Below are 23,540 nucleotides of genomic sequence, written 5' to 3'. Positions count from 1 at the left end.
ACAGCGAACTTTCTGAACCTGCAGCAGAGGCGAAACGCCTGGTCAGGGCGCTGCGGATGAGATTTCCTTGGGCCTCGGCAACCGAGCGGGAGTGCGGTTGGCCCTTCATTCCGAGGAGACAGCAATGACCCCTGGCTGGTGCCAGCGCGCCTTTCGCGGCGAGGCGCGCCAACTCCGGGAGGTACGCCGGTATGTCGGCGGCCTGCTGACGGACTGCCCGGACCGCGACGCCGTCATCACCTGCGTGGCCGAGCTGGCCTCGAACGCCATCATGCACACCCACTCCGGAAACGGCGGCACCTTCGTCGTCCACGTGCAGCGCAGCACCAACGAGCTGCGCATCGCCGTCGCGGACGCAGGAGCCGCGACGCAGCCAACCATCCGCATTGCCGAGACCGAGAACCTCCTTGAGGGCGGCCGCGGCCTCGCGATCGTGGCGACTCTCAGCGAGCAGATGGGTGTCGACGGGGACGCGCGAGGCCGCACCGTGTGGGCCGAGTTCCGCTGGCCAGCCCAGCAGTCCGTCGTCCGGACGTCACCGGAGGTCGAGCCCGCTCGCGCCCTCGTTGAGCTGGGCACCAAGTTCGGCGCCTGGGTCTGCTGGTTCGGCAACCAGACGCGTCAATGGTGGGCCATGCCCCGGACGGCCAAGCCGCTTCTGATCTCCGCTTCGTCTGCGCACGACCTCGCACACCGAATCGCCGCTCTGGAGCAGAGCGGCGCATAGACCGCCGCGTGGCCGGAGACTCGTCCGCCCCCGGGACGTACCCCCGACTCCGGCCACGCGGCCACTCTTGGTCCAGGGCGATTAAGCACCTCCCGCCTATTCGACGCTAGTGACGGGGAAGGGAATGAGTTCGCCGGTCCAAGTACGCTCTTCCAGGTCGGGGAGTTGGGAGAGCGGCAGGGCTTGGTCCCGCTCGTGGTTCATCATCTCGTGCCAAGCGTCGATGGTGCCCGAGACCATGAACGGGCCGACAGCGATCTCGACGGTATCCCCTTCCACGTGCACTGGGACGGACTGACCGGCAACATCGAGGTCGCTGTCGAGGCTGTTGTTGGCGGTCTCGATCGCCGTTTCTAGCTCGGCAAAGCTAAAGGAGCCGGTCCAGACGATGTCGTCCACCTTGGCAGTGGCCAGGATCCGGCCGACGTCCCAGCGGCTCTGGTAGAGGACAAACTCCAGGGTGGAGCCCGGCCGCACCTCGACGGGCGTGCTGGCCTGGTCGAGCCAGGCAGGGCGGAAGCTGTCAAGGAGCTCGGTCATGGCCGCGGCGAGCAGGCGGCGGCGTTCGGCCAGAAACTCGCGGTAATTAGTGGCGTCCCGGAGCGGTTCGTCGTAGGGGACGAAGTGGGCTGCGAGGTCTTCCTTGGTCAGCGGCGGCAGATCTGGGTCGACGAAGTAGACGCTCGGGGACCGGTCGCTGATTTTCCGGTTGGCCTTACCTGAGATGAAGGCCAGATTGGCGAGGTCGTTGATCTCAGCCTTGGTGTACTTCTTGGGGTGGTTCTTCAAAGTCGCCTGCGGGTGGACGTGGTGGTGTTCGAGCTTGATGTGATCTTCGGCGATTGCGGAGATCTCGGTGCCGAACCACCAGTCCTTGGCGCCGGCCTTCTTCGCCACGAGATAGCTCAACGTGAAGTAGGCGCTCTCCCTGCTCTTGCCGGTCAAGTCCTGCGGGGTGATCTCGATTCTGGCCCCGATCACACCAAGGTTGGCGAGCAGCTTCTTGACCGGTTCCGGTTCGCGAACCGTCGGGATGTCGCGGCCAAGCATCGTGTCGGTCGAACTGCTGTAGCGATTGCGGAGGTTGGCCAGGAGGAACCAGTAGAGGATGCCATCGCGCGTCTCCGCGTCCAGCGGCGCGTCCGGCCGCTCACCCAAGAAAATGGCCAGCGGGAGCAGCGCCATGTGGGAAGGGATGAGCGTGCTGCTGGTGATCTTCAGGTTCTCCCTCAGTAGCGGCACCAGGTGGCGCAGGCCGCGCCGGACCGTATTCCATGAGGTGTCTAATTGGCCATCAGTGGCGGCCACCAGACGGCTGTGCGACCAAGTGGACAGCCCCCCGCCGAGGACGGCCCCCGCCAGGGCCCGGGTCAGGAATGTGACGTCCAGATCCGGATAGTGGCGTTGCGTCCAGTACGCCGCCTCGTGTTCGAGTTTCTCCAGAATGCCAGGCCAGCGAGCGGAGAGCATGGCTAACGCCAGATCGGTCGTCTTGAGTGCGCGGCCGCTATTGACCCGGACGAATATCTGGGCGATCTCGGCGTAGCCGAACCCGGTGAGCAGTTCCATATAGAACATGCGCGACTTGATCGCCGCAAGGCGGTTTAGGCGACGCCCGATCTGCCGGGAGCTGACCTGGACACCGGCGTCCAGCAGATTTCCTTGCATCTCGAAGAGGTCAGCGTCGTCGCGGAGCACGTCGTGGACCTTGATCCAGCGGGGATCGTTCCTGGTTGCGCCGCTCTGGTTCTGGAACGCCTCGGTCTCGATATTGAAGACGATCTGTGCGTCCGTATGGTCGTTGAAGACCCGGTGCAGTGAGGTCAGCCGCTGCTGCCCGTCCAGCAAGTAGAGCGGCGGCACCTTGGGTTCCTGCGGCGTGGTCCCAATCGCCGCCCCCCGCGTCTGCGGTGTCTCCTCGGCCTTCCACAGCAGTAGGGAGCCCGAAGGGTACTCGCGGTAGAGCGAGTCGATTAACTTGGCGACCTGGGTCGGTTGCCAGACATAGCCGCGCTGAATCTCCGGAAGCTTGATCTCGCCGGCGGAGATCTGGTCGATCAGCGTCTTGATGGAGCGCTCGGTCTTCTCCACGGGCATGGGGGGTGCCTCGTTCCGGATCTATGAGGAGCGGATGTGAATAGTCAACCGTGTGTACGGCTGCCGCCGCGCGAGCGGCAGCCGTACTGGGATCAGTTGTCTTCGAACTTGCCCTCGACCTTGAGGTGGCCGAGGTTCTCCATCACCTTCATGATCGTGTCGTCGGAGAATCCCTCGGCACGCCGTGCGGTGATCTGAACCTCAACCTCTAGCTCGACGCCGTCGGGCGCAGTCAGCAGCGCAAGGAGGTCCTTGGCAAGGTTGTTGAGGTCCCGGGAGAACCGTTCGGGGTTGACCCGGTGGAAGCCCCAGAACCGGGTGTTTCGCGGAGCGGGCGGGAGCGGCGGCGTCGGGCCTGGGCTCGGAGAACCGTCGGCATTTGGCTTCTCGGTGGGGCCTGATCCGTTGCCTGTTGTGTCCGCTGGGTCCGCATCACCGCCGCCCGGCGTCGGGTCGGGCTGGCGCTGCTGCTCCTCGAGGAGGCGCTGCGCCTTGGCACGATTCAGTTCAACGAGCAGGGTGTGGTCGGTCAGCTGACTGACGTACTCGCCGCGGCCGGGGATGACGAGTTCGATGTAGCGACCATCCTGCTCGTCATATCCGGCGGCGATGGCGAAGCCCTCGAACTCGCCCGTTGTCTCCTCAAGGACGTTGTAGATGCCCTCTTCCAGGACCCGTCGATTGCGCAGTCGGCTCAGGTACGGGAAGCGGCAGTAGTACTGCCACAGGTCACCCAGGGAGACGTGCCCGTTGGCCCAAACCTTGGAGAGCTTCTTCTCCAGGTCATGGCGGATCAGCCGGGAACCCATGACCACACGGAGCTGGTCGAGGTTGCGAAGCTTGACGCCAACCCGGGCGGGGATGACATCGCCCTCGTCGTCGAGGGTGGCAGCACGCAGCCCGACACGGCCGGTCCTGTCGTCCCAGATCGGGTAGATCACCGTGTTGTATGCCTGAGTGAGTCGGAGCCAGACCGTGTCGTCGGCGGTCTTGCGGCGCTTGCGCGCCATGGCCATCTGATCGGGCACCAGCGGCAGGTCCCGGTCCTCGACGATGGAGTCCCAGGCGAGGTAGTCGCGGACGGCGTCCATGAGGTAGCCCAGCAGTTCCCGGTCCGCGGCGACGAAGACCAGCATGTTTTGGTTGACGCGGGGAGTTTCGCCGCGGGACTCCAGGGTCTTCATCGCCCAGTCTCGCGCGGGATTGACGGAGGTGGCCGCGGAGTAGTGGTAGCGCGGATGCACCAAGGCCAGCGAGACTTCGGTGGTCTCGGTGATGTCCCCGCTCTCCATCCCGGCGAAGACCCTGCCGAAGACGTCCTTGTGCTTCTTGTCAGCGTCGCGCTTTCTCAGACGATCCACGATCTCGACGTAGATGTCCTCAGGATGGCTGCGGTACTCCTCGGCACGATCCCGGGCGAGACGGTTAACTGACTGCTGCGTGTCGTACCAGTAGGAGCTGCCGTCCACGTAGAAGTAGAGCGCCTGCTCACTGAGCAAGTGGATGGCCGAGGCGAAGTTGCCAACGACATCGCCGGGTAGCGCGGTGCCAAGCCAGATCCGCTTACGCTCGACACCTTTCTGCTGCGCGCCACTCCGGGCCGCCGAGGCCAGGAATGCGGCGCGTGCCAGGCGTCGTGTGAGGTGGCGCTGGGAGAACGCGGGACGACTCTTGTCGATCTGCTCAGGCGTGGAGTGCGGTGCGTCCACGTCGGCCTCGATGACGGCCTTCCAACTGTCGGACAGGTAGTGGGTGACCTCGCCGAGCACCCACTCGTCATTCACCGGCACCGACCCCGGCATGATCAGCGGAGCAGGGTCCTGCTCCTGCCACAGCCGGAAAATGACGGCACTCATCAGACGGAGCACGCCGCGGGTACGTTGGAAGCGTTCCAACGCCGACCAGTCCTCGTAGAGCCGGTGGAACAGCTCGGGGTGGATGGGGTAGGCCCGCTTGATCTCGTCCTCGTAGTTTCGGTCGGTCACCGCATGCGGGAACTCACCGGTGTGCTCTCGATAGAAGCTGATCATCGCCTTGGCGATGACATCTCGGTCACGCTGGCCCTGCGGCGTCAGGTCCTCAAAGAGGCGCCGCCGCACGATCTCGAACGACTCGTCCGAAGAGGCCGGCCGCCAGTGCTTGGCCACACGGCCGACCACGTTCTGCAGACGCTCCAGCGCCTCCTGCCCGCGGACGCCGCCCACCTCAGCCTCGTCGGCGCGGGCGTGCTTGTCCTTGGGATCATGAGAGGCCGGAACGGACACGACCAGCATGACGCCGGGGACGGCCTTGGCGACCTCAGTCAGCGTTTGGGCGAACGTGAACTGCCCCTCAAATGTGCCGCCAGGCAAGTCGCTGCGGCCGTGCAGCAACCGCGCGTAGGCCACCCATTCGTCAATGAGGATCACACAGGGCGCGTACTTCTCCAGCAGGTCCTGTAGAGAGTCGCCCGGCGGGGTGCGTGCATGATCGGCCGCGGCGATGATGTCGTAAGCATCCTGGCCGCCGAGCTGCCAGGCCAGCTCGCCCCAGAGCGTGTTGATCCCGGGGCGGCCATCCTTAGAGGAAGGCTTCGCCGCCTCAATACGGTTGCCCACCAGCGCAACTCGACGCACCCCGGACCGGAGTGGGATGTTGCCAAGCATGTCCTGCACCGGCTGCGGGAAGTCGTGGATTGTAAGTCCTGGCGCGTACAGGTGCCACAGCGACAACATGGAGTGCGTCTTGCCGCCACCGAAGTTGGTCTGCAGGTTGAACACCGGTTCGGCGTTACCGTCGCCGGCGATCCGGCGGGCCGCGTTGGTCAGCAGTTCCTTGATGCCCTCGGTGAGGTACGTCCGGTTGAAGAACTGGATGGGGTCGGAGTATTCCTCACTCGTACTCTTGCCGGTCGCCACCTGATGTAGGTCGGCGGCGAACTCGGCAGAGGCATACTGGCCCGTGCGTACATCGGGGTGGGGAATGACAACCTCGCGCCAGGACTTCAGTCCGTGGCCGTCCACCGAGAGCGCGACAGGTGACGACTTGCGGATCTTGTCGCGGGCCCGCTTGTCGTCGGTCTGGCTGCGGTGCTCTTCCCGCTGGGCGAGGACCTGCTCAGCAGCGTCGACTGCGCCGGCGACGCGGAGCAGCCGCTCCATGGTGTCGAGCGCCCGGTCGGCGTCGTAGAAGGTGAACTTGTCATTGTGAGCCCAGGCATTACGCACTTCCCGCAGCTCACTTGCGTAGCGGTAGCCATTGTGCCCGATCAGCTCATGAAAGACGTTCTTGTGATCGGTGATGACCTTGAGTTGGAGCTGCGGGTCGTGCTTAGACAGCTTCATCCCGCCGCCGTGCTTGGCGGCTTCCTTGGCTGCGATGAGGTCGAGCCAGTCCTTCCCGGCCGGGGCCGCCGCCTGCATCAGCCGGTCCACGACCGGCTCCAGCCCTTCGGCTAGGAGCTCGAAGCCCTTGCCTACCCGCTGAGCGTGTGACAGTGCCATTGGGTCCTTGCCTAAGTCCTCGCCACCCATGTCCACCCGCGCATCCGATTGTCAGTCGTCATCGCCGCTGGCCCCCTCATTGGTGGTAGAGAAGAGGCCATCGATCTCATCCGTAACATATCGGTCAGGTGTGACAGTTTGCGCTCGCTCCATGATGTCCGGCCACGCGGTGCCCAACTGGTTGAACATAGCGGCGGTCTTCTGGAATCGACGATCTGAGATCTTGAAGAGCCGGTGGACGAGACGGTTGACGCGGTCCATGCTGATCGCGGCATCTCTACGGCTACGCGCTCCGGCAACCAACCGGGCCGCCCCGTCTATGCCCTGCTCGTTGAAGCGTTTGGCGAGGTGCATCGCGACTTCCCAGTGGGAGATTCGCTCATCCTTGGCCGGGTCATAGTTGGCCGGCAGTTCATCGAAGTCCAGCAGGCAAACTTTGCTGCGCGGCGTGTTGCTGACGATCCCAGCCTCGACGAGGTCGCGAATCCCCGTGCCGGTCTGACGGAGCACAACGTCCGCATCCCCAAAGTCACCCCGGTCGAATGCAAACTGCCGGAACCACTTCAGTGCGAATCTGGTCGGCGCGTCATACTCGGCCTCCTCGCCATCAATGATCGCGGTGGCGGCCTTGTCGATCTCTATCAGCGCTTCACGGACGGTCATGGGAGCGCCGTCCGGCTGGAGCACCTCGCGATAGCCTGAGAAGATCCGCATGCCCGGCCCGATTGCCGCCTGCCCCATGTCCAGCGGCGACACTCCACCCTTGCGAAGTGCCTCGATGGCCTCTGGGAGCTCCTCTTGAAGCCTGCTGAGGAAGGTCGACTTGTCGGCGATGTCCTCGGCCTGACGTGGACGGCAGATGAGGATGATGTAGGAAGCGAGTGCGTTTGAACCGAGGCCAATCTGGCGAGTGCTCATCGTTGACTCGATCGGCAGCGTGCCTACGACAGCAAGGCCAGAGGCCAGGACGGCTTGGAGCATCGCGACCCATGCTGACGAGACTGCCCCTTTCCCTTCGGCGTCGTCCTGCTTCGCTGCGTACGCGACGACGATCGGCAGATCCGGGTGGGATGCCTTCTGCAACGAGGTGAAGACCTCGGTAAAGCCATCGATGAAATACTGCTTGGCTGCCTCCTTGCCGCCATGGCGTCCAGGGTTCGCCACAAGCTCTACTGCCTTTGGTGTTGCAATCGTCCCGAAAAAGTCTGGGTGAACACCGCGGAGCGCTCGGCGAAGCCAGAGGTAGAAGTAATCGCTCAGGTCCGCATAGTTGATCTGTCCAAAGTATGGAGGATCTGTCACGATCAGTGCGGTTCCGGGGTCGACCAGCTCACCCGCTCGACGCGCGTCAATCTGAGCGACCCGCCCTGGAGTCACACTTATTGGCAGGATCTTCAAGAGACCCACAATGGATGAGATTTGCGCGGTCCAGCTTCCGACCGATTTCCCAAAGGGATACGTTTCCGCGAAATCCCATAGCATCGGCATGGCCTGCGTACCAAAGGCTTGCACAGCCTTCGGGGCCCCGTTCCTCGGATCGATGAACCAGCGAACAAGAGTCGAGTTCGCCTGGGCCATCTTGCTTACACAAATGCCGAGAATTGTGCTAATGGCACGAGCCTGTTCCGAGCTGCCGCCATCCTCGACGATCCGGTCGTAGATCGCGGCCACCTCGTCAGAGAAGGCTTTAAGAACTATCAACTGCCGAGGAGTATAAATCTCCAAGAAGGACTTGAAGCCGTAACCGCCAAGATTGAATGCAGCCTTACCGATCAGCTCGATATCGTCGAGATCGTCAGGAAGTTCGAGGTCGGAGTCGGGAAGAAGGCCACTCGAAGGCGTAACGAAGGTTCGTCCAGACTTCGTGTCCATGCAGTAGGCCATGAGTTGTAAACCAAGTTCGTCAGCCTTGCCTGCCGCGCGGAGCTCTTTCTCCCCTAGGGGTGTCGAGCACTTCGGACAGGCGAACTGTGCACGCCCACTGCCCTTAGTCGCCTTGGCAGGACTGTTCTTGCCCTGGTGGACGACGAATCGAACCTCACTCCCCTCAACGACTGCTTCGACCGTAGCCTCACGGCCTTTCTGCTTGCTCAACCATGGCGATCCGAATAGGGGAACCCGGACATCGCACATGGGGTTCGGGCAGAGCGCGGTCCTAGCCCAGAGCCAGGCAACGGGCTCGCCCTCAGACAGGACCGGGTAGAGGTGGCCCACATTGGCCTGAACTGCTTCCTGGACTAGAGCCCCGTAGTGGCGCAGATCGTCTGCGAATCCGTCATACGGCAGATCACGCATCCGGCCGGCGTCGTTGCTCTTGGAAATGGCGGGTGTTAAGGCAACTGTTGGCAGAAGCTCGCCCAGTGCCCTCGTCACGAGGGCTGCCACTGGGTTCAGATCAGAGCTTACCGCCGGAAGCCCCAACCGGAGTGCTTCCACGATTGTGGAGCCACCACCAGCGAAGGGGTCCATCACGGTAGGCAGAGTCGGGTTGGATTTTGCAATCAGCTTTAGTGCCTTGCGGAGTACCCCATCTGAGGGAGCAACGCCGGTCGGAGGAACGAGCTCTTTCACCACCTCTATGAGAGCATCACGCTCGGGGCCGGGGCCAGGGTCGTCGACGAGTGATGCGAAGATCAAGGCCCGTAGGCCCGGAGTGGGCATGGGCGCGAACCACTTGTGAAAGTTCTTGACAGTGCCAACCTTGCGGTTCTTCTCCGCAACGTTGGCCGTGCTGATCTGCGTGAGGGGAAGCGTCACATCGATCAGCTTGCGCCGGTACTTACCACTGGGTCCCTGGCTCATACCGGGGTTCCTCCTCGTGTCCACGTCTTTTTCCAGTCGCCACCCAGCTCGGTAGCGTCAAACTTGCCGAAATCCACGTCCCTGAAGGGATCGATGATGTAACGCACATCATCCTGTGAAGGCCCATCGGGATGCACGCTGACCAACGCCAGCCGGAAGCTCTGCCCCGAGTTCTTTCCGGTGAGGACCTCGGTCCGGGTAACGTGGAAGTCGTCCGCCCCGGCGATTCGGCCCTTGACCTCGATGAACACCCAGTGGTCATCCACCGTACGTGACCGAATGTCGTAGCCAGGGTTGTTGTGCGCCATCTCCTCCGGGATCCGGCCCAGCTTCCGCTCCTCCTGCAGCACCCGGTCGACCGCCCGCCGTTCCACGGCCTCGGTCTCCCGTGCATATGCCTCCGCCGGCTGGTCACGGAGCCCGACCAGCCGGTCAAGCAATCCTTGCGGGATCACCAGAGCCGCCCCGCTGACCCGCGGTGGCCGGACTTGGAGTCGGGCGTCACGGTCGAGCTCGGCCATACGACGCTCCAACCGCTGCTCCAGATTTCGCGCTTGCCGACCGGCGAACTCGGACTTCATCTTCACCGACTTGCCGGACGCCTCGGCATCCAGGAGGTCGGCGTGACGCGAGTCCCAATAATTGATCTCCTGGAGCAGGCGCTGCCGTACGAGCTTGCGAGTCCGTTCCGTCTCGCGGTTGACCCGCTCCTGCAGGTCGGCGACATGCGCACTCAATCCGTTCTGAACGGCCCAGCCGATCGCGATGTCCTCGACCCCACTGGCCAGCCAGGGCTCCCGGAGTACAACCTGAACTAGTTCCCGCTCTTCCTCAGTCGCTGGAGCGTAGTCCAGATAGGGCGCCGAACCGGCCATCCGGGTCGAGGATGGGCCGATCTCGACGAAGTCGAACCGCTTGCTGATGATCCGCGGTTTCTCATGCCCATCGGCGATCTCCTGGGCCACGGCGACCAGCAGCCGTGGCTCCTCACCGACGTCGCGCCGGTTGACCAGGATCGCGCCCTGCTTCAATTGCGTGCCGTAGCGACCGACGATCAAGGCGATCACCGCATCGAGGAGCGGATGACCCGGAGCGAGAAGGTCAGCGCGGGGCGCGCCGGGCCGGCGGACCAGCTCGCGGTCAAAGGTGACTCGCTCATAACGGTGCAGCACCGGGGCGCCGACTTTGATCAGTCGCTCGAACTGGCGCACGTCCGCCGGAACGTGAGTGATCTCGTACCGGCCACGTTCGCGTTCGGAGATCCGGCCGCCGAGCAGCTTGAACGCGGCGATGAAGAACGCCTTGATGTAATGCGGCTGTAGGCGCCGTGCCCGTGCCTCCTCCATCCGCAGTCGCCACTCCGCGACATCCGCCTCGGCCAGCTTCTGGTGCGCGAGCGCGCGCTCAGCAAGCAGCTTCTCCAGGCCGTCACCCACCGACGAGTCGATGACCTCGTTAAGCCGGCTGCGCACCTCGGGGCGGTCGCCGTACTGAATCGCCTCCATGAGCAGCGTCCGCAGCGGCCGGTCCTGGAACGCCTCGCCGAGGACGTCGAAGACCTTGCCCTTGTATGCCTTCCGCTGCTCCTCGATCTTGTCGAGAAGACGGATGAACACCGCGCCTTCCCTGGTGTCCTGGGCGACCAGGTTCCACAGGTGGCAGACCTCGGTCTGGCCGATGCGGTGAATACGGCCGAAGCGCTGCTCAATCCGGTTCGGGTTCCATGGTAGGTCGTAGTTGACCATGAGGTTGGCGCGCTGGAGGTTGAGACCTTCGCCGGCGGCATCGGTTGCGATCAGGATGCGGCAGTCCTTGTCTTGGGTGAACAGCTCTTTGATCTTTCGGCGGTTGTCACGGGAGACACCGCCGTGGATCGTGACCACGGCCTCCTCACTGCCGAGCAGGCCGCTGATCCGGCCTCGGAGGTACTCCAGGGTGTCCTTGTGCTCTGTAAAGATGATCAGCTTGCGTGGGCTGCCGTCATTGTCGCGGACCATGGGGTGGCTCAGCAGCAGCTCGCGCAGCTCGGTCCACTTTTTGTCGGTGCCACTGTGCCTCACCTGCCGAGCCACCTCGACCAGGTCGGCGAGGATAAGGATCTCCTTGTCCAGCTCGGCAATGGTCTGCGCAGTGGTGGCCGCGTCAACGACGTCGTCCTCCAGCTCCTCGAGTTCGGCGCTGGGCAGATCATCCAGAGCCTCGTCGTAGTCCGCCGGGTCCTTGCCGAGCATCGCGGCCAGCCGGTCGCGAAACTTGGCTTCAATAGGGCTGCGACCGGCGGCCATCTCCTGGCGGAGCAGTTGCAGGCGCTTGTGGCGCCGTATGAGTGATTGCAGGATCGCCTCGGGGCTGGAGGCCAGGCGCCGCTGCAGGACGGTCAAGGCGAAGCCGACGGTGTTGCCGCGCTTGCCGTCCGCCATCGCCTGCGCCTTGCCCATCTGGTCGCGGACGTAATCGGTCACGACCTCATACAGCTCACGCTCGGCGTCGGACAGAAGATAGGGAACCGTGTAAGCGCGCCGTTCAGGGAAGAGAGGCTTACCTTCGAAGGTCAGCAGATCCTCCTTGACCATCCGGCGCATGAGGCCGTCGGTGTCGGTCGAACTGACGCCCTCGCGGTACTTGCCCTCGAAACGGTCGGAGTCGAGCAGGCCCATGAAGAGCTGGAAGTTAGCCTCACTACCCGCATGCGGAGTCGCGGTCATCAACAGCAGGTGCCTAGTGTGCTTGCCGAGGACCTCGCCGAGCTGGTAGCGCTTGGTCTTCTTCAGCTCGTCACCGAAGTAGCTGGCCGACATTCGGTGGGCTTCATCGACCACGACGAGGTCCCAGTCGGACTGCTTGAGCTGCTCCTGAAGCTCCTCGGAGCGGGAAAGCTGGTCCATCCGGGCGATGAGCAGCGGGAACTTCTCGAAGACGGTTTGGTCGAGCTGGGCGTTGATGAGGTCGCGGGTGAGCACATCGAAGCGGAGGCCGAACTTGTCAAGGAGCTCTTCCTGCCACTGGTCAACCAGACCGCCGGGGGCGACAATCAGGCAGCGCTCCAGGTCACCGCGGAGCATCAGCTCCTTGATGTAGAGGCCGGCCATGATGGTCTTGCCCGCGCCGGGGTCGTCGGCCAAGACGAAGCGGAGCGGGCTGCGGTCGAGCAGTTCGCCGTAGACTGCCTGGATCTGGTGCGGAAGCGGCTCCAGGTCGCTGGTCGTAACCGCGAGCATGGGGTCGAAGCGGGCCGCCATGCGAATCCGGAGCGCCTCGGCGGCCAGCTTGAACAGCGCGCCATCGCCGTCAAAGCTGTAGGCGGCCGAGGCGGCGCGGATGGTGAGCCTGGCTTCCCAATCGCGATAGAGGAGTTGGTCGGCGACACTGCCATCCTCGGCGCGGTAGGTGAGGTTGAGAGCGTTCTGGCCGTACCACTTCACCGCCACCACCGTGACCGCACCGCTGGTAGTCACGCCGTCCACGATGGCCCCAGGAGTCAAGTCCTCTAGCCTTACGCCTGCCATCTGCGCCTCTCCTGAGAGTCACGCTCGCGCTTCACGTTCACCTACAACCCTTCCGGCAAGTCGAGAGGAACGTATCGGGCAGGACTGACAAAAGCTCTCGGTCCTGCCCGAGCCATTCAACGCGACTCTCCGAAACTCTCTCATAGCGCACAGTGGTTGATCTGGTGATTTCGGGCTCAGCCTCTCCAACGAGGTGCCGAGTGACTTGCATCGCCGCCACCATAGCGGCGTACGCGGATCGCGAACGACGGTCAGTCATCGCCCAGTTCGAAGATCGAATTGATGCGGCGCAGGAGTGCTTCCCACTCTGTGCGGAGCATCTCCTCGAGGCGGTCCTCAAGGTCTTGCCGGTCACTCGCTCCGAACCACTCCTGGGTGTGCTCAAGGACGCGACCTCGGTAGCCGGGTCCGCGCCCCCACTCGCTTGTGCACTGCCACCACAAGGTAGATTCCTGTTGGAGTTCGGACCCGAATAGGCTCACGCCAGCCTGCTGCATCTTCCGCAGCAGTTCTTCGTATCCCGATGCGATTAGGCGAGCGGTCTGCAGCAGCAATTCTTCGGCCTCGAAGCGAACCGTGCTCTCAGTGTTGCAGTAGTCCGTGATAGCCGCGACCTTGTCCTGAAGGACATCAACGGCCATCTTCCGGGCGCCAAATCCGAGGTGATGCGAATAGCTAAGCGAGTGCCATTCCCCTTTCCTGCGCGCTGCGGCATGCACACTGCTGGCATATGCACGGCGGATCTCCACGAAGAGCGGATCCGGGATGTTTGCGCGGATCCGACCAAGGTCCGACTTTTGGTCGATCCAAGCAGAGACGTACCGACCCACCGCTCGCTGAATCTCCCTGACCTGCTCCTTCTCCGCGTTTTCCAGGAGAGATTCAGCTCGATCCAGCACGTCTCTCAGCTTCTGCTGGAATCTGGCACGAGTCGCGTTGACGCAGTGGTGGACGAACTTATTGAGATCCTCCGGGTCATCCTCTAGGGCATTAAAGAAATGTACGGGCAGGTGGGCGAGTTGGTACTGCGTGAGAGCAGCGGTAATCTGCTCGGCCTTAATCTCATAACCATCCTCGCTCGACTCGACCCGCAGCCCCGATTCGTCCTTTACTGCAAGCGCCTCCCCTGGGCGGGGCAGAACGAGAATACCGGCATGGGAATCAATCTGAGAGTTGCTGATCTCGCGCGCGCGACGGAGTAGATCCTGGACGTTCTGATCCGGAGCCGCATTGAACCCCGAGCACAGGATCGACACGGTGTGCGGGTTCTCAAGTTGCGCTTCGAGGTCAGCCCGAACGCCGGGACCGTCGATACCCCTGGTGTCCACCACGCTCACGTTAAGCCCGGCTACGGGGAGGAGTTCCGGTACGACCAGCTCGATCCGCGCGGGCAGGGAGAAGGCTGGGTGTCGACCATTGTTGATGTTTTCGAAGGTCGTCTTAAGCCACTCCAGGGGACTCTCGGACTTGGAGGGCTCCCACCACTCAGCTCGAAGGTCTCTATGGGGAAGATTCATCCGGGTGAGCACTTCCACGACAAAGTCACGCTTCTCGGTAGACTCTGCGGCCAGCACTTCGGCGGGGTCAGGCGCCTTGATCCTCTTACCGTCCGGGCCCTTGGTGGCCTTCGGCCGCACCAGGCCTGCCATATTGCGAATGGCGCGAGCCAGTTCGCGTGAGACTCCCTCGCTGGGGTCGTCGGCGTCTTCCGGCTGATCCGACTTGAAGAAAAGGTCGGCGAAGTCCTCGACGCAAGCGCGGATCTCCTGCTCGGTACGCGGCTCGATACGGATGCCGTGGCCAGGGCCGACCTTCAGGTGGACTTCACAGAGGGTGGTGCCGCCTCCGGCAGTCTCAAGCACGGTATGGCGTCCGGCCTGGTCCTCGATTTCGAGTCCCGTCACACGGCAGATGGCCGTGGACTTGCCAATGCCGATCGCTCCGATGAAGGCGATCAGGTGATCGCGCCGGAGAAGCAGTTCTGCCAGGTGACGAATCTCGTTGATGTACTCACCTAGGCGGGTCTGGAAGGCGGGATGCGCATGAGGCTTTTGAGCCAGATCGTCCAGCTCACGTGCTCGCTGCTCAGCCTCCCAGAGCAGCTGCTGATCTGGGTGATCGAGCGCCGGCCTGGGCAGCATCGTCCACTTACGGGAAAGGATGTGGGCCAAACCAGCCGCCTCCTCAGTACCGATGGCCTCGAGAATCGCCTGCAGCTCCTCAGCGGATACGGCTCTCTCACCTGCCTCAACACGAGACAGGACGGCCTGGCTCCACGTGATGCTTCGAGCCAGCTCGGCCTGCTTGATCCCGGCCTGTTCACGGAGCTGAGCCAGACGATGGCCCAGCTGCGATGGACGTACCTCATCGGAAACCATTCGACTCTCCGTCCTCAAGCTTCCGACAAGCATTCAGCAACGTTTCTGCAAGGTCAAGAACTTTTGGGGAACCGACATCTCTGTCACCCGTCGCTCCGACGGCCGCCACCCTCGATAAGGGGCACCGCCATCCATGGCCAGGCTGTCGGCGATCAGAAGGATCCCGGGCAGCGCTCCCCCACGGCTGCCATACCGGCTGACAAGCAGGATCGGCATCGACGAGGCCGCGATTGACGCTGTCCACCGCCAACGGCGCGAGGGCCGCTCCCAACTCACCCGCCCGGCGGCCGAGGGGATATTCGCGCCTGGGCACCTAGTACTCCAGTGACACTTCGCGATCTTCGCGGTTGAGGTGGCATGAGAACGGCCACCACGTGATCATTCGGAGTTTGTGAAGACATCTGAAGATCGCGTGATGGCCGTGGCCGACAGCGTAGACCCTGACCGTTGGCTCGTCACCTTCGATGAGCTGATGACGCGGATCGCGCACCGGTTCAGCCGCATCGAGCCGCGTCGCGCGGCACATGCCTACGTCCGGGGCCTGTTGTCGGATGTTGAGCGGAAGAACTGCTGGAACCTGGCCGAGCACGCCGGGCTGAGCGGCCCGCAGACCATGCAACGCCTGCTGCGCACCGCACACTGGGACGCCGAGGCCGTACGCGACGACGTCCGCGGCTACGTGAGCGAACACCTCGGCGCGGGCGGTGTACTGATCGTCGACGAGACCGGCTTCCTCAAGAAGGGCTGCCGATCGGCCGGGGTGCAACGTCAGTACACCGGTACGGCCGGCCGGATCGAAAACAGCCAGGTCGGCGTGTTCTTGGCCTATGCCACCCCGCGGGGGCGGGCATTGATCGATCGCCGTCTCTACCTGCCCGAGCGCTCCTGGCGGGCCGACCAGGCCCGCTGCCGAGCCGCCGGCGTCCCGGACGAGATCACCTTCGCCACCAAACCCGCTCTGGCTGCGCAGATGATCGCCGCCGCGTTGGACGCCGGGATCGATGCGCCCTGGGTGAGCGGTGATGAGGTCTACGGCCAGGACCCGCGCCTGCGCGGACTGCTGGAGGAGCGGCAGACCGGGTATGTGCTGGTGATCGCGGGCACGGCCCGGGTGCGGTGCGAGGGCGTCGACTGGCAGGCCGCCCAGATCGCCGCGCACATCCCCGATACGCACTGGCACCACTACAGCGCCGGGCACGGCGCCAAGGGACACCGCTGGTACGCCTGGGCCTGGACACGCATCGACACCCACCGGACCGGTCACCGGTGGCTGCTGATCCGCCGCAACCTGACCACCGGGGAACTGGCCTTCTACCGCTGCTACGCACCCACGCCGACGCCACTGGTCGCCCTGGTGCGCATCGCCGGCATCCGCTGGACCGTTGCGGAGTCCTTCCAAGCCGCCAAAGGCCAGGTCGGGCTGGACCACTACCAGGTCCGCAGCTGGGACGGCTGGTATCGCCACATCACCCTGGCGATGCTGGCCCTGGCCTTCCTCGCGGTCCTGGCCGCATCCCAGCCCGACAGCGACCAGGAGCATCTGCCCTTGACCATGCCCGAGATCCGCCGCCTGCTGGCCGCCCTCACCCTCACCCGACACCGCCGAATTGAGGAGATCCTGCACTGGTCACATTGGCGACGCCGCCATCAAGCCACCGCCCGCCGATGCCACTACCAGCGCAGACCCCACCCATGATCTCAATGTGTCACTGGAGTACTAGGCGAAGTGGCCGCCCTCGTGCCATTCGAACTGGTCGACGCGGTCCTTCATGAGACGCGTACGACGAAGCGTCGGTTGCGGGATCTCCCTTCACGCGTCGGGGTCTACTCCCTGTTGGTGATGCGCCTGTTCCCCGAGGTCGGCTACTACCTGATCTGGCAGAAGCTGACAGCGTCGCTGACCGCGCTGCCGGTCGTGACTCCCACCGCCAAACCCCTGCGCGATCTGGCCCGCAGGATCACCTATTTGAGATCTTGTGCGAGCCACTGGCCCAGCCCCGAACCCCCGGAGTGAGATTCGGGCTCTACCGCACGGTCTCCTTCAACGGCTGCAGCTCGCTCAAGGCCCCCGACACCGCCCGTAACCGGGCCTGGCGCGGCAGCTCGGGCCATGGCGACTGCCCCCAACTGGAGCTGATGACGCTGGTGGAGACCGGGAAACGGGCCCTGATCGGTGCGCTCTTGGGTCCCACCGGCGAAAGCGAGACCGGCTATGCCCGGCGCCTGCTGCATCTGGCCGGCGCGTTCTGGCTCATCTGCTTCCGCCCCGCCGCCCGCGGGTGAGCACCCCCAAGGTCAAGTCACCGATTTCCCGCTACAAGGAATGATGCGGTGACGGCCGGCCTGACCTCAGCCAGCCCGTCACCGCTCTCACCATCGCCGTCCTTGCAGCGCCCACCGAGCCCCCGCTTCCCACTGCGTCCCGCGACGACCGACTCGCCGCACTGACCGACCGCCGTAGGGAAAGGGTCCTGGCCCTGTTCCAGGAAGATCCCGGCCGGTCCTGGCGCCACCGGGACATCGCCTGTTTCCTGGCGACATCACCCGCGGCACCATGTACGGACAGCTCTCATATGGCCAAAACCGGTCTCATCCTCAAGATCGATTCCGGCCTCTACGCCGCCGCGATGCACCCGCCGACTTCCTTGCCAAAGCCACATACTGCTAACTGCCCGGCCTTGGGGGAGCCTCAGGTTCGAATCGCACCGACGTCGAGGCATCGCTCCGCCAGCTATAACTCAGACTGCCCGCAAGCGGTCGATGTGTCGCTTCTGCTGCTTCTCGTCCTGCTTGATGTGCACGCTGACGAGCACGCGTCCACCGTCCGGCTTGTAGTAGATGCGGCCAAGTCGCTGGCTTCCGGCAATGCCGGTCGCCAACTTGCTGACCTCGAACCAGCCAGGCATTCCTTCCAAGTCCTTCCCGACAAGATGCCCGGCGTCAATCTCGGCGAGAGCACGCATAACCGATGACGGCGACTCCAAGTTCGCGATGACGTCGACCGCGTCTAGGATGAAGTCCAACCGGGAGAACGCGATCGGCAGGAACTCAGCCACGCCGCCACGCCGCGGACGGTTCGCGGTGGCAGCCCGAAGGCGCTCCATCTCAAGTGCTTCGAGTTCGGCAACGCGGTCGACCAGCGCTCCGACCTGATCGGCAAGATCGTCGGCGCGGCTGCGCTGCTCCTCGGCTTCAAGTTCCGACGAACTGGCGCGGGCGAGGAGCACGGCGTTCTCGGCCAGTGCCAGTTCACGCAGTTCCTCGGCGTCAGCCAGGCTCCTAACGAGCTCGGCAGTGTCAGGGCCGCTGCCTACGTTCTCACGGAGGGCCGCGAGCTGACTTTGAAAATCAGATCGTCGGCGCTCCGCCAGCGCCAAGGCTTCTCGGTGACCGCGTTCATTGGCCTCCGCCGACGCAATCGCACCCCGCAGGTGTGCGACTTCTCGTTCTGCAGCCCCGGCCCGTTGATTCAGCGCGTAGAGCTGATCCAGGAGTTCCTCAACACGGGCCTCCGCGTCTGCGAGGCGCGCCGCTGTCGGATCGACCGGCGCCGTTACCGGTTCAGCAACTGCTGGAGGCGAGATGACGGCACCGACGAGGGCCAATGCTTCGCCCCTGCCGCCCTTGAACCGAAGGCGAGCGAACCAGTCGTAGAAGTTACCGTTGTCGGCTGGGCGATGGCTGACGTCCCAGCGCTGAACACTTAGGTCTGCCGCTTCCAGTGCACCCACGAGTCGGCTCGCGACCCGTTCTGGGGCGTTGAAGACGACGTAGTGGCCGTATTGGTTCGATTCGAGATACCAGTCGATGTCGAAGCCCTTGGTGACGGCATCAACGTCGTCGGATGTCGGTGCATAGGGGATGTCGGCACCGGCGAAGAGGAAGCGATCGCAGTCTGCGATCTCCCAACTCGGTCCGCTGAGTTCAATGACATCGCCGACGTGCAGGGCATATACCGAGCCCGCATAGGCGACACCCGCATAGCCGTTCGGCGTGAGGCGAACTGGCCTGCGGATAGCAGCCTCGACCTCCATGCCCCGGTCTAGGACTCTAACGGCCGTCTTCGCGCTGGCCATGTCAAGGCGTCCCGCAACGGCACTCCGGGTCACCCCACTGGCGCTTACAGACGGCACAGGGTTGGTAGTACAGATGTTCAAGCAGTTGGGCTTGGGTGGCACCGTCTCGCACGTGGCGCGCGAACGCTGATGGCCTGTGGAGGTAGAGCACGTCGCCTGGCACCGCGGCCTGGTCCTGACTCTGGCTCACGTTTGCGCGTACGACGAGTCCGGACGCCGGGACAGCGTCGGCTTCAGCTTCTCCTTTTGGGTCACCATCACCACCGGCGACAACGCCGTCTGGAAGTCCTAGCCCGAACTCAAGGTCGTAGTAGGACGCCTTCGCGCGATCGTTCGCCTGACTTGATGACGCTTCGATCGACAAGATCAAGTCATCGTCGAGAACGACCTCAAGTTCAAGTCGTTCATGTAATGGAGGTGCCGTGTGATCGACCTTGATCGCAACGATCCCCAACGAAGTTCGCCGCTCGCTGGCCTGGGGGTGCGCTGAGAGAGCCGTCGGAGTCACGATCGGGAACTTGGCGATGCCGTCGGTCGGGTCGGCACAGAAGAGATGCACCCGGTCATGCTTCGCCTCGCCACCCAGCGGCATCTCGGTGCCGGCTGTCAACAACGGCATCCGCGAGCCCCGTGCTAGCTCCAACTCGATGGGTTTGGCAAGACGCAGCCTCTGACGGTCGTGGGCAATCCAGGCGGCGCCTTGTGAGATCAGTGTCGCGCTGTTGGCGGGAACCTCGACCCGATCCGGGCCGAACATCTCGTAGAGCCTGCTTCGGATGGCGGGCATCGCCGCCATACCGCCCACGACGACACAGAGTGCGACCTGGCCCGGTGCCATCGAGAGGCTATCGAGCAGAGACTCGATCTCGTTGATTCCCGCGGTCACGAGAGGCCTCGTGATCTCTTCCAGTTCCTGTCGGATGAGCTGGTACTGCAACGTCGCACCGGACTGGAAGTAGCTGGGTCGGTAGAAGGTGACGTCCACCCGGTCAGCGGACAGTTCAATCTTGTTACGTTCAGCGTCTTGAAGGAGTCGGAGTTTGGCTTCCGGGATTGCCAAGTCATCGTCTTCGATGTCTTCTCGAGCACGGAAGCGCTTCACGACCTCGTCGCGGATGACTTTGTCGAACTCGTCGCCGCCGACCTGGTCCGATCCGCCGTTGCGCAACTGCCGGATCTGGGAGTCGTCGACGCGACACAACGTGAGGTCCAGGGTTCCGCCGCCCCAGTCCACGACGAGCACATTCCGTCTCGCGAGGCGTCGAGCCATCTCCTCGGGGTCTCGGGACCCACGGATGAATCCGTATAGGGCTGCCAGAGGTTCGTGTACGAACTGGGCGATGCCCATTCCCGCGCCGGCGAACGCCTCTCGAAGTGCTGCACGGCGTACGCCGTTCATTGTGACGGGGATCGTGACGACGGCGTTATCGAGAGCGCCGAGCACGTTCCGTTGGGGGCTCCGCAATGATTCGGACCGGACGTGGCGGACGACGTCGGCGACGATGTCGATCGGGCTCCTATCAACCCCACCGACCGCCACTGCTTCTTCACCGAGCAGGAACTTAGGCGACTTGACGGTGTTTCCGTGGACGCCGATGCCGGCAGCTCCGAGTGCGTCTTTTGCTTCGCGTCCTACGACGACTTGCTCGCCCTCGTATCGAACGATCGACGGATGCGGTCGACCGGTCTCGACATCCATGACGTCGATGACGCGGTCGCCGACGACGACGGAGATGAGGCTGTTGGTCGTGCCAAAGTCGAACCCGACAATCATGCGAGTCCTCCAGCAGCGTCTTTTAGTTGTTCCACTTCACGCGCAAGTGCCAGGAGAGATCGATCCAGAAACTCTTCGGCAACGCTCGGGGCGCCGTTTCGCAATGCGTGGAGTCCATCGGTCAGTAGGTCGATCTCGCCGCTCAACCGTCGAATAATCCTCGTCCGGAGGGTCTCGTAGTCGTCAGCCATGTGACTCTTGTCGACTACACGGTTGTCGCGTTCTGCGGCGAGCTCCTTCTGAAGGCGCACAATGTCGGCGGAGAATGCCTCGGCTCGGGCTGTCGCCGCCTGCTCGCTGGCCGTTGCGGCCTGCAGCTCCTCGTTGAGCCTGGACTCCCGGTTTGCCGCGGTGTCGACCGCCCGCTCCAGTTGGGCGATTTGACGATCGAGGCGAGCGATCCGGGCGATGTAGTTGGCTGCCACAAGCCCGAGCACATCGAGGTCACGGCTGGAGCCGATCGTGCCGACTGCACGTTCCAGGCTGGGCGCCTCAGGAACCTCGTGCTTCCACGATGAGTCGTTCGACTCGTCGATGTACCGGTCCAAGTTCCAATCACGCTGAACTGCGCGAAGAAGGCCGTAGGAGGCGACGGCGTTCTTGACGAGGCGATCGCCGTCCGCTGCCTTGAACTGGTCGGCCGCAAGGCCCAGTTTCTCCGCGTCGACCTTGCCGGCCTCATCTCGCACATGCTGAGGCGAGAGCTGTGGTTCCCGCCTGGGGTCGAGCAACTGATCCGTCCAGACTCGGAACACGGGGTGGCTCGACATTGCCATGATTGAAAGGTCGACCAGCCGACGCAACACGCGTGCAAGGTCACCATCCTCGGCGCGTTTGAGATCGACACCCTGGCGTGCCACGTATTGAAGCAGCTTGAACGGGGTCGCCAAGGTCGGGTCAGTCGGCGAAAGAGAAGCGATGAGAGCGCCCTGAGCAGTGATGCTCTCATCGGTAATCGGGAGCTTCTTGAGCGACTCCTTGGGGAACTCAAGCAGCCGAGCGTTGGACTCATAGGCAAGCTTCAGCAAGTCCTCGACGGAGTCCACCTGCGGCTTGGGCTTGCGAGGAGCACGCTCCTTGGGCTGCACGCCCTTGCCCTCCTCAGCCGACGGGGTGTGCGGCTGAGTCTGCTCGACGGCCACATCCGTTGGCTCGACGGCTGACAGCGGGGTTTCGGCCGCAGGTGCTGCCGGCTCGACAGCGGCATGCTGATTTTCCTCGTTCAACGTCCTACCTCTTGCATTCGAGCGCGGAATCCGGTGTACCACGCGTCAGTGTCTCTGGAGTGCCGGAGCGCCTCGCTGTGCTTGCTTGCTTCCTCGACGTCACCTGCAGCGAGCAGGGCTTCAGCTGCAACCAGGCGGACCTTGAACTGATCCGCCGGTCGCAACTCGTTCAACGCCGGGAGCAGGTGGTGAAGCGGTTCGAACTCAGACCCGTCAACTGCCATTGCGCTGACGTTGAGCAGCTCCTCCGTGACTGAGTCACTGAGAGCCTCGTCGAAACTGCCGTGCGTCCGATCAATTAGGCTGGCCGTGGCAAACGGGGCTCCCTCCATCATTGAGCGGAACCGTGCCGCGACGTCAGAGACACGATGGCTATTCGTCTTGCGCACTGCCAGACCGAACTGGTTGTAATGAAGGGCGACGAGACCGCAGATCGCTTCGGCAGGTGGACGGTCAAATGCGCCGAGGATCGAGACAGCGCTGTTGTAACGCTGCTCGTACACCAGCGCTCCGGTCACATCCGCCGGTCCCGCGCGGTCTTGGCTCGCCTCGCGGTGAAGGACGCCGTACAGGTAGCTCGAGAGTCCTTCTCGGTAACGGCGTGCAGTCTCGCCTCGACCTGCCCTCATGATGAAGGCGTCGATCGTCTGGAGGCTCAGTTCGCGGTTCGAGATGAGCTTGTCGAGCGCTTGGTCGACCAACCGGAGGTCCTCTTCCTCGGCAAGGCAGAAGTCGAACTCAAACGTTCGCTCCAGTGGACCGTTGCGGACCGTGACCGTCTGCACGCCACTCTTCGTGCTGGCAAGGAAGTGGGCCGCCTGGTCCGCTGTCGAGGGCTGTCCGTTGACGCTGATCGACGCGACATCCGAAGCACGCCAGTCGGAAGGCGTACTAAGCGCGGTGACCAAGAGGCGGGTTCGCCCGCACTCTCGCCCCTTGAAAACGAGGATCGGCCGCTTGATCGCGTGCCCGTCGAACTGGTGCGCTCGCCGATCCCGCTCGGAGGAGAAGACCAGGCCACATTCGTGACAGGGAAACGTAGGGGCCTTGGACGGCGACGGCTTCCAGTCAGGATCCTCACCGCTGGGCTCATGGAACTCCATATATCCGGTGTGCCAAAACCCCACAAAGGCCCCCTTCTCACGTACAAACAGTCGTGAACTGGTGCACAAATAAGGCTAGTGGTCCGCCACGCAACCTTGGCCGGATAACTGGTCCAGCTTCTAATCGGCGCACTAGCGGCGAAGTTCGTCTTGGGCTCCGCTCGGGCGTTACACCAGCGCGCGTAGGCCCGATCGCCACCTTTGCTCGTCATGACTGCGGTGGTCGCTGCCCTTCACCGCGTAGTAGCGCAGCGCGGCGAAATCGGACTTGACCAGTTCAACCAGGAGCCGTAGGTCGGCAGGAACACCAGTTCAAGGTTCTTGTCGGTAGCCCAGGCGCAGACCTAGGGGTGTTTATGGGGCGAGTAG

At 63.5% G+C, this 23,540-nt stretch carries 13 protein-coding genes; 4 read left to right on the top strand and 9 right to left on the bottom strand.

Going from position 1 to position 23,540, the window contains the following annotated elements; all coding sequences use genetic code 11:
* The first annotated feature begins 124 nt into the window (after nt 1–124).
* Complete coding sequence (locus tag ABZ860_RS27580) at nt 125–727, top strand: ATP-binding protein (protein WP_357225360.1); 603 nt, start codon at nt 125–127, stop codon at nt 725–727.
* A 96-nt stretch (nt 728–823) separates the two neighbouring features.
* Here the strand turns inward: ABZ860_RS27580 and ABZ860_RS27575 are convergent, their stop codons facing one another.
* The 5 genes from ABZ860_RS27575 to ABZ860_RS27555 form a co-directional block, all read right to left on the bottom strand.
* Nucleotides 824–2,824, bottom strand: a complete 2,001-nt coding sequence (locus ABZ860_RS27575) for a DUF262 domain-containing protein (RefSeq protein ID WP_357225358.1) — start codon at nt 2,822–2,824, stop codon at nt 824–826.
* A gap of 92 nt (nt 2,825–2,916) precedes the next feature.
* Nucleotides 2,917–6,306 carry a Swt1 family HEPN domain-containing protein gene (locus ABZ860_RS27570; RefSeq protein WP_357225356.1) on the bottom strand — a complete coding sequence of 1,130 codons (3,390 nt, stop codon included), beginning with the start codon at nt 6,304–6,306 and terminating at the stop codon, nt 2,917–2,919.
* 51 nt (nt 6,307–6,357) lie between these two features.
* Nucleotides 6,358–9,108, bottom strand: a complete 2,751-nt coding sequence (locus ABZ860_RS27565) for a DUF1156 domain-containing protein (protein WP_357225354.1) — start codon at nt 9,106–9,108, stop codon at nt 6,358–6,360.
* A complete protein-coding gene (locus ABZ860_RS27560) occupies nt 9,105–12,563 on the bottom strand; it encodes a helicase-related protein (RefSeq protein ID WP_357225353.1) in 3,459 nt (1,152 codons plus the stop codon). The genes ABZ860_RS27565 and ABZ860_RS27560 overlap by 4 nt, the downstream gene beginning before the upstream one ends.
* A 302-nt stretch (nt 12,564–12,865) precedes the next feature.
* Nucleotides 12,866–14,992, bottom strand: coding sequence for a helix-turn-helix transcriptional regulator (locus tag ABZ860_RS27555; protein ID WP_357225350.1), 2,127 nt, complete (start codon nt 14,990–14,992; stop codon nt 12,866–12,868).
* Nucleotides 14,993–15,464: 472 nt separating this feature from the next.
* Here ABZ860_RS27555 and ABZ860_RS27550 point away from each other — a divergent pair, with 472 nt between their 5' ends.
* From ABZ860_RS27550 to ABZ860_RS27540, 3 genes are read left to right on the top strand one after another with little or no spacing between them, the layout of a single operon-like run.
* On the top strand, nt 15,465–16,688 hold the full coding sequence (locus tag ABZ860_RS27550; RefSeq protein WP_357225609.1) for an IS701 family transposase: 1,224 nt from the start codon (nt 15,465–15,467) through the stop codon (nt 16,686–16,688).
* Nucleotides 16,689–16,718: 30 nt separating this feature from the next.
* The gene (locus tag ABZ860_RS27545; RefSeq protein WP_357225349.1) at nt 16,719–17,006 is read left to right on the top strand and encodes a transposase domain-containing protein; all 288 of its coding nucleotides are present in this window, start codon (nt 16,719–16,721) and stop codon (nt 17,004–17,006) included.
* A complete protein-coding gene (locus tag ABZ860_RS27540) occupies nt 17,003–17,275 on the top strand; it encodes a hypothetical protein (RefSeq protein WP_357225346.1) in 273 nt (90 codons plus the stop codon). Before ABZ860_RS27545 ends, ABZ860_RS27540 begins: the two co-directional genes overlap by 4 nt.
* A gap of 455 nt (nt 17,276–17,730) precedes the next feature.
* On the opposite strand, the gene ABZ860_RS27535 is transcribed toward ABZ860_RS27540, so the two are convergent.
* Genes ABZ860_RS27535 through ABZ860_RS27520 form a run of 4 tightly spaced genes read right to left on the bottom strand, consistent with a single transcriptional unit; the run spans nt 17,731 to nt 23,171 of the window.
* The gene (locus ABZ860_RS27535; protein WP_357225344.1) at nt 17,731–19,068 is read right to left on the bottom strand and encodes a hypothetical protein; all 1,338 of its coding nucleotides are present in this window, start codon (nt 19,066–19,068) and stop codon (nt 17,731–17,733) included.
* 1 nt (nt 19,069) lies between these two features.
* Nucleotides 19,070–20,842 carry an Hsp70 family protein gene (locus tag ABZ860_RS27530; RefSeq protein ID WP_357225341.1) on the bottom strand — a complete coding sequence of 591 codons (1,773 nt, stop codon included), beginning with the start codon at nt 20,840–20,842 and terminating at the stop codon, nt 19,070–19,072.
* On the bottom strand, nt 20,839–22,068 hold the full coding sequence (locus tag ABZ860_RS27525) for a hypothetical protein (RefSeq protein WP_357225340.1): 1,230 nt from the start codon (nt 22,066–22,068) through the stop codon (nt 20,839–20,841). The genes ABZ860_RS27530 and ABZ860_RS27525 overlap by 4 nt, the downstream gene beginning before the upstream one ends.
* On the bottom strand, nt 22,065–23,171 hold the full coding sequence (locus ABZ860_RS27520; RefSeq protein ID WP_357225338.1) for a hypothetical protein: 1,107 nt from the start codon (nt 23,169–23,171) through the stop codon (nt 22,065–22,067). Before ABZ860_RS27520 ends, ABZ860_RS27525 begins: the two co-directional genes overlap by 4 nt.
* Nucleotides 23,172–23,540: the final 369 nt, after the last annotated feature.

The sequence above is a fragment of the Microbispora sp. NPDC046973 genome, assembly GCF_040644495.1.
Taxonomy (GTDB): Bacteria; Actinomycetota; Actinomycetes; order Streptosporangiales; family Streptosporangiaceae; genus Microbispora.
The sequence above is the reverse complement of the archived record's forward strand: the minus strand, read 5'-3'. Positions and strand labels throughout refer to the sequence as shown.